The following is a 5,147-nucleotide window of genomic DNA, read 5'->3' on the forward strand; positions in this document are numbered from 1 at the left end:
GGCCCACTGCGGCGCCGCCTGCCTCGATGGCCGCGGGCCCTACGCCTCCCAGCTGCGGCTCAGCCGCCGCTGACCAGCAGCAGCAGGCGGTTGCCCTCCGGATCGGTCAGCCAGGCCTCGGCCCCGAAGGGTTCCTGCCGCGGCGGCTCCACCGCCACCGCCCCCAGGGCCAGCACCACGGCGAGCCAGTCCTGGAGCACCTGCAAGGGCGGGGCCTCGCCCGCCGGGCGGGAGAAACAGAGGGCCAGCCGGCCCTCGCCGCGGGGGCGGGGACGTTGCCGGGAGGGGGCATAGATCTCCAGCCGTCGCTCCCCCGGGCCCAGCAGGCGCCAGTGGCTGGAGCTGAATCCCCGCTGGGGGTCCGTCCCCAGCAGGGCGCCGTAGAAGGCGGCCAGCCGCTCGGGGTCATCGGCGGCCAGCACCAGGAAGGACGTCGGGATGGCGGGGGGCATCACGGCAAGATCCACGGCTCGCCACCATGGCAGCCGAAAGGATCCCTGGTGGCCATGGCGGTGTCGGTGCTGAACGAGGCGGAGCGGCGCAAGCTGGACGGCTCCGATGACGCCCTCTTCTATGCCGAACCCCGCTTCGTGCAGCACCTCGACGGCGCCTTCCGCCGCCGCCTGACCGCGCTCTACCGCGAGCGGATCCCCCCCTGCGCGGTGGTGCTGGATCTGATGAGCAGCTGGGTGAGTCACCTGCCCGACGACATCACCTACGAAGAGGTGATCGGCCATGGCCTCAACGGGGCCGAACTGGCCGCCAATCCCCGCCTCGATCGCCACTGGCTGCAGAACCTCAACCAGGACCAGCGCCTGCCCCTGGCGGACGCCAGCGTGGATGCGGTGCTGATGGTGGCGGGCTGGCAGTACCTGCAGCGGCCCGAGCCGGTGGCGGCCGAACTGCTGCGGGTGGTGCGCCCCGGCGGGCAGGTGATCGTGGCCTTCTCGAACCGGATGTTCTTCCAGAAGGCCCCCCAGGTCTGGACCGATGGCAGCGACCGGGATCACCTGGCCTACGTGAGCCGGGTGCTGCAGGCCCAGGGCTGGCCGGCGCCCCAGCTGATCGCCGAGCCGACCCGGGCCGAGGGTCCGATGGGCTGGCTGGGGGGACAGGGGGATCCCTTCTTCGCCGTGGTGGCCGAAAAACCGACGCCGTAGGTCCTGGCGATGTCCGCGTCCCCCCCGTCACCACACCCTGGGGAGCCCCTGCCCCCGTGGCGGCCGCTGCTGCGCGGAGCGCTGGAGCGCCAGGGCCGCTCCCCCCAGGCCCGCTGGCTGCAGCTGGCCAGCGTGGCGGCGGACGGCACCCCGCGGGTGCGCACCCTGGTGTTCCGCTGCTGGGCCGGAGCCTCCAGCCTCGATCTGCTCACCGACCGCCGCAGCGCCAAGAGCGGCGAACTGGCCGGGAGCGCCGCTGTGGAACTCTGCTGGCTGCTGCCCAAGGCCCGCAGCCAGTTCAGGCTGAGGGGCCAGCGGCTGCCGCTCGAGGGCGACGAGAAGGAACGGGCCCTGACCTTCCACTGGCAGGCCCTCACCCCCCGGGGCCGGGCCCTATGGGGCTGGCCGGCCCCGGGGGAACCCCTCCAGAGCGAGGGGCCGTTCCCCCGGGAACTGGGGGAAGAGGCCCCGCGGCCGGTGCACTTCGAGCTGCTGCGGGTGCGGCTGGAGCGGGTGGAGCTGCTGGAGCTGGCCGGGCATCCCCACCGGCGCCGCCGCTGGCGGGCCGGCAACGACTGGCAGGAGGAGTGGCTCAATCCCTGAGCGCCAGCCACGGTTAACAGATCGTTACATTACTGTGGGTGAAAGCGAGAGATCCATGCTGGAAGCCCTGTTCCCCATCGTCTACATGGTGAGCTTCGCGGCGATTGCCGGCGGTGCCTTCGCCCTGATGACCCAGAACCTGCGCAGTGCCGCCTCCAGCCCCTCCCCGCGTCCGCGCCATCCGGAAGCCCCTGCCCAGGGTGAGGAGGTTCTCTACGTGGACCTCAGCCGGGAGCGGCTGGAGAAGCTCTATGAGCAGGCCAGCTGAAGCAGCTGCTCAGCCCGGGAAGACGGTGATGTTGGCCATCTCCCGGTAGGTGTCGTCGGCCATCGCATCGACCCGGAAGGCGGTCCAGGTGGCAAACGGTTCCGGGTCACTGGCCGCAATCGGCCACTCAATGCGCCGCTTCTGGTAGGTGAGGCCGACACAGGTCAGGGCCTGGTCGTCGGCCATCAGTGACCAGAGCAGCTGCAGGTCGCTGCGCTGGTAGGCGATAGGCCCCTCCTGCAGGGAGGCATCGGCGGGATAGCCGGGGGCCAGCCCGAGGCTGCGCTGGTTCTCCCAGCAGAGATAGTCGCCGTTCTCGGTGGGATAGAACCAGCAGGTCTCGTTGTCCGCCTCCCGCAGGGAGAACTGGTCGAGGCAGCGGACCGTCTCGATTCCCAGCCGCTCAGCCGGGTGGCCGCCGGTCGGCCGACGCTCAGGACCACTGAGTTCGTAGGCGCCGAGCCAGAGGGCCCGTGGCTCGAGGTGGGGCACCACCGCATCACAGATCAGCCGCCGTGCCGGAGCCGGATCCGCAGGGGCCGAGGCGGATGGATCCTCCGGGCAGGAGCTGGTGCGCAGCGGTTCGAAGGGGTCGGCGCCGCTGACATTGGCCTGGCCGGAACTGACCAGGTCGTCCAGGCTCGGGGACGTTTCGGCGGGCACGCGAAACATGCGCAGGGCGATGCCGCTGCGGACGCCCAGTCGCTGGGCCGCCAGGATCTCCTCCCAGGCCGCACCATCGCCGGGAAGGCCTCCCTCGGGAGCCAGTACGAAGACAAGAGCGTGCGCCATGGGGGAGCGGGGGGAACGCCGCCAACATCAAAGCCCGGATGGCAGAACCACCCGGGCTGACGATGCCGAAGGCCGGAGCCGAAATCAGCCGAGGCCGATCTGGGCAAGGATGCCCTGGCCGGTGAGGATCTCGGTGCCGAGGCCGATCACGAAACCGAGCATGGCCAGGCGGCCGTTCCAGGTTTCAGCGAAGGCGACGAAGCCGAAGCGGGTGGTGGAGTCAGACATGGGTGGGTTCGTTGCGAAACTTGAAGGGAGTGTAAACGATCGTGAAGGGTTGTGACTGTCGTCAACGCTGCCGTCGACGACCCAGGGGTTCGATCCATTCCTCCAGCACCCCAGCGGCCTGCGCCGGGGCCGGTGAGGCGGGGATGCCAGAGGGCTCGCCCTTGGGGGCCAGGCGGCAGCCCAGCTGGATGTCCCCCTGATCGAGCAGGCGGCCGAGCCGCAGGGCCGTCGCCTCCTCCAGCCGGGAGAAGCGGTCCTGGCCGTGGGTGAGCCAGGAAAGCTCGGCGGGGGTGATGACGCCGGTGGACAGCGATTCGAGGTAGAGCTCGCCGACCGTCATGGCTGATGTAACGGAACATGAAGATTGTGGCGCGCGTTCGCGGCGACCGCGGAGCGCTTCGAGGCGCTTCTGGGACGGGCCCGGCGGGGTCCTCGCGCTCGTACCGACGCCACTGTTACATTTCTTAAGACGTTCCTTGGGGGCGGGTCTGGCTGACCCGTCCTTTTTTTTGCGCGCTGCCCTGGCGGCCGCACCAGGATGGGGTGGCAGTCGGCGGGCAGGCGGATGGAGACGGAGACGGTGCTGCCCCTGGCCGGGGCGGCCGTGCTGATCGTGATGGTGGTGGTGGGCGTGGTGGTGGTGGTGCTGCGGCCCAGCGACCTGCCGAAGCGCTGAAGCGGATTCCTGGGCTGCGCCGATGGCACTGCACGTGGTCTGGTTCAAGCGCGACCTGCGCCTCGCCGACCACCGCCCCCTGGTGGAAGCGGCCCGACGCGGCCCGGTGCTGCCCCTCTATGTGGTCGAACCGGAGCTGTGGCGGCAACCGGACAGCTCGGGCCGGCAGTGGAGCTTCTGCCGGGAGGCCCTGGAGGAGCTGGGGCAGGCGCTGGCCGGCCTCGGCCAGCCGCTGGTGGTGCGGGTCGGCGACGTGGTGGCCGTGCTGGAGGCCGCCCACCGCCGCCATGGCATCGCCGGCCTCTGGAGCCACCAGGAAACCGGGAACCTCTGGACCTACGCCCGGGACCGCCGGGTGGCCGCCTGGGCCCGTGAACGGGGCATCCCCTGGCAGGAGTTCGCGACGTTCGGGGTGACCCGGGGACGCCAGGATCGCCGCGGCTGGGCCCGGGACTGGGAAAGGCGCATGGCCGAACCCCTGCTGGAGGCGCCCGTCGCCCTGCCCCCCCTGGCGGGCATCGCCCCCCGGGACCTGCCCAGCGCCGCCGATCTGGGCCTGGCGGCGGACCCCTGTCCGGCACGGCAGCGGGGAGGTCGGCAGGCCGGCCTTGAGCTGCTGGATGGCTTCCTGCGCCAGCGGGGACGCGGCTACCACCGCCGGCTCTCCAGTCCCCTGACCGCCTTCGAGGGCTGCTCACGGCTCTCGCCCCATCTGGCCTGGGGCACCCTGTCGATGGGGGAGGTGACCCAGGCCACCCGGGCCCGGCGGGCGGCTCTGGCCCTGCTGCCCGCCGAGGCCGCCGCCGGCTGGCCCCGGGCCCTCGACGCCTTCCTGTCGCGCCTGCACTGGCACTGCCACTTCATCCAGAAGCTGGAGAGCCAGCCCTCGATCGAGGTGCTCGAGCTCCACCCCGCCACCCGCAACCTGCGCCAGACCGATCCCGAACGGCTGGCGGCCTGGTGCGCGGGGCGCACCGGAGTGCCCTTCGTGGATGCCTGCATGCGCGCCCTGCGGGCCAGCGGCTGGATCAACTTCCGCATGCGGGCGATGCTGCTGTCGTTCGCCAGCCACCACCTCTGGATCGACTGGCGCGACAGCGGCCTGCACCTGGCCCGCCAGTTCGTGGACTACGAGCCCGGCATCCACTGGAGCCAGTGCCAGATGCAGAGCGGCACCACGGGCATCAACACGATCCGGATCTACAACCCGATCAAGCAGGGGCGCGACCACGACCCGCAGGGGGAGTTTCTGGGGCGCTGGCTGCCGGAGCTGGCCACGGTGCCGGCGATCTGGCGCCACGAGCCGTGGCGGATGGATCCGGCCACCCAGGCCGCCAGCGGCTGCCGCATCGGCTCCGACTACCCGGCCCCAATCGTGGAGGTGGCCGCCGCCGCCCGCCAGGCCCGGGAACGGCTGTGG

The 5,147-nt window shown here is 71.5% G+C and carries 7 protein-coding genes and 1 pseudogene; 4 read left to right on the forward strand and 4 right to left on the reverse strand.

Annotated features, from left to right (window positions below):
• Nucleotides 1-59 precede the first annotated feature (59 nt).
• Nucleotides 60-452, reverse strand: a complete 393-nt coding sequence (locus VB737_RS14735) for a VOC family protein (RefSeq protein WP_500314063.1) — start codon at nt 450-452, stop codon at nt 60-62.
• Nucleotides 453-506: 54 nt separating this feature from the next.
• Here VB737_RS14735 and VB737_RS14740 point away from each other — a divergent pair, with 54 nt between their 5' ends.
• Genes VB737_RS14740 through VB737_RS14750 form a run of 3 tightly spaced genes read left to right on the forward strand, consistent with a single transcriptional unit; the run spans nt 507 to nt 2,031 of the window.
• Nucleotides 507-1,160: a methyltransferase domain-containing protein gene (locus VB737_RS14740; protein ID WP_500314065.1), complete on the forward strand. Its 654-nt coding sequence runs from the start codon at nt 507-509 to the stop codon at nt 1,158-1,160.
• A 9-nt stretch (nt 1,161-1,169) separates the two neighbouring features.
• Nucleotides 1,170-1,763, forward strand: coding sequence for a pyridoxamine 5'-phosphate oxidase (locus VB737_RS14745; protein ID WP_500314067.1), 594 nt, complete (start codon nt 1,170-1,172; stop codon nt 1,761-1,763).
• 55 nt (nt 1,764-1,818) lie between these two features.
• Nucleotides 1,819-2,031, forward strand: a complete 213-nt coding sequence (locus VB737_RS14750; RefSeq protein WP_500314069.1) for a hypothetical protein — start codon at nt 1,819-1,821, stop codon at nt 2,029-2,031.
• Nucleotides 2,032-2,040: 9 nt separating this feature from the next.
• Here VB737_RS14750 and VB737_RS14755 read toward each other — a convergent pair whose 3' ends face one another.
• The 3 genes and pseudogenes from VB737_RS14755 to VB737_RS14765 all read right to left on the reverse strand — a co-directional run bounded on the left by VB737_RS14755 (nt 2,041) and on the right by VB737_RS14765 (nt 3,391).
• Nucleotides 2,041-2,823, reverse strand: coding sequence for a hypothetical protein (locus VB737_RS14755; protein ID WP_500314070.1), 783 nt, complete (start codon nt 2,821-2,823; stop codon nt 2,041-2,043).
• 84 nt (nt 2,824-2,907) lie between these two features.
• Nucleotides 2,908-3,063 (reverse strand): annotated as a pseudogene (locus VB737_RS14760) (CAB/ELIP/HLIP family chlorophyll-binding protein); the annotation flags it as partial.
• A 49-nt stretch (nt 3,064-3,112) separates the two neighbouring features.
• A complete protein-coding gene (locus VB737_RS14765; protein WP_500314072.1) occupies nt 3,113-3,391 on the reverse strand; it encodes a PM-15 family protein in 279 nt (92 codons plus the stop codon).
• Nucleotides 3,392-3,749: 358 nt separating this feature from the next.
• Between VB737_RS14765 and VB737_RS14770 the strand changes: the two genes are divergently transcribed.
• On the forward strand, nt 3,750-5,147 hold a 1,398-nt coding region (locus VB737_RS14770), incomplete at its 3' end, for an FAD-binding domain-containing protein (RefSeq protein ID WP_500314074.1).

It is taken from the genome of Synechococcus sp. BA-120 BA3 (genome assembly GCF_034931285.1).
Classification (GTDB): domain Bacteria; phylum Cyanobacteriota; class Cyanobacteriia; order PCC-6307; family Cyanobiaceae; genus Cyanobium.

Coding starts and splice junctions, on each gene's coding strand:
- VB737_RS14735 (WP_500314063.1), bottom strand. CDS start 452: ATGCCCCCCGCCATCCCGACGTCCTTCCTGGTGCTGGCCGCCGATGAC.
- VB737_RS14740 (WP_500314065.1), top strand. CDS start 507: ATGGCGGTGTCGGTGCTGAACGAGGCGGAGCGGCGCAAGCTGGACGGC.
- VB737_RS14745 (WP_500314067.1), top strand. CDS start 1,170: ATGTCCGCGTCCCCCCCGTCACCACACCCTGGGGAGCCCCTGCCCCCG.
- VB737_RS14750 (WP_500314069.1), top strand. CDS start 1,819: ATGCTGGAAGCCCTGTTCCCCATCGTCTACATGGTGAGCTTCGCGGCG.
- VB737_RS14755 (WP_500314070.1), bottom strand. CDS start 2,823: ATGGCGCACGCTCTTGTCTTCGTACTGGCTCCCGAGGGAGGCCTTCCC.
- VB737_RS14765 (WP_500314072.1), bottom strand. CDS start 3,391: ATGACGGTCGGCGAGCTCTACCTCGAATCGCTGTCCACCGGCGTCATC.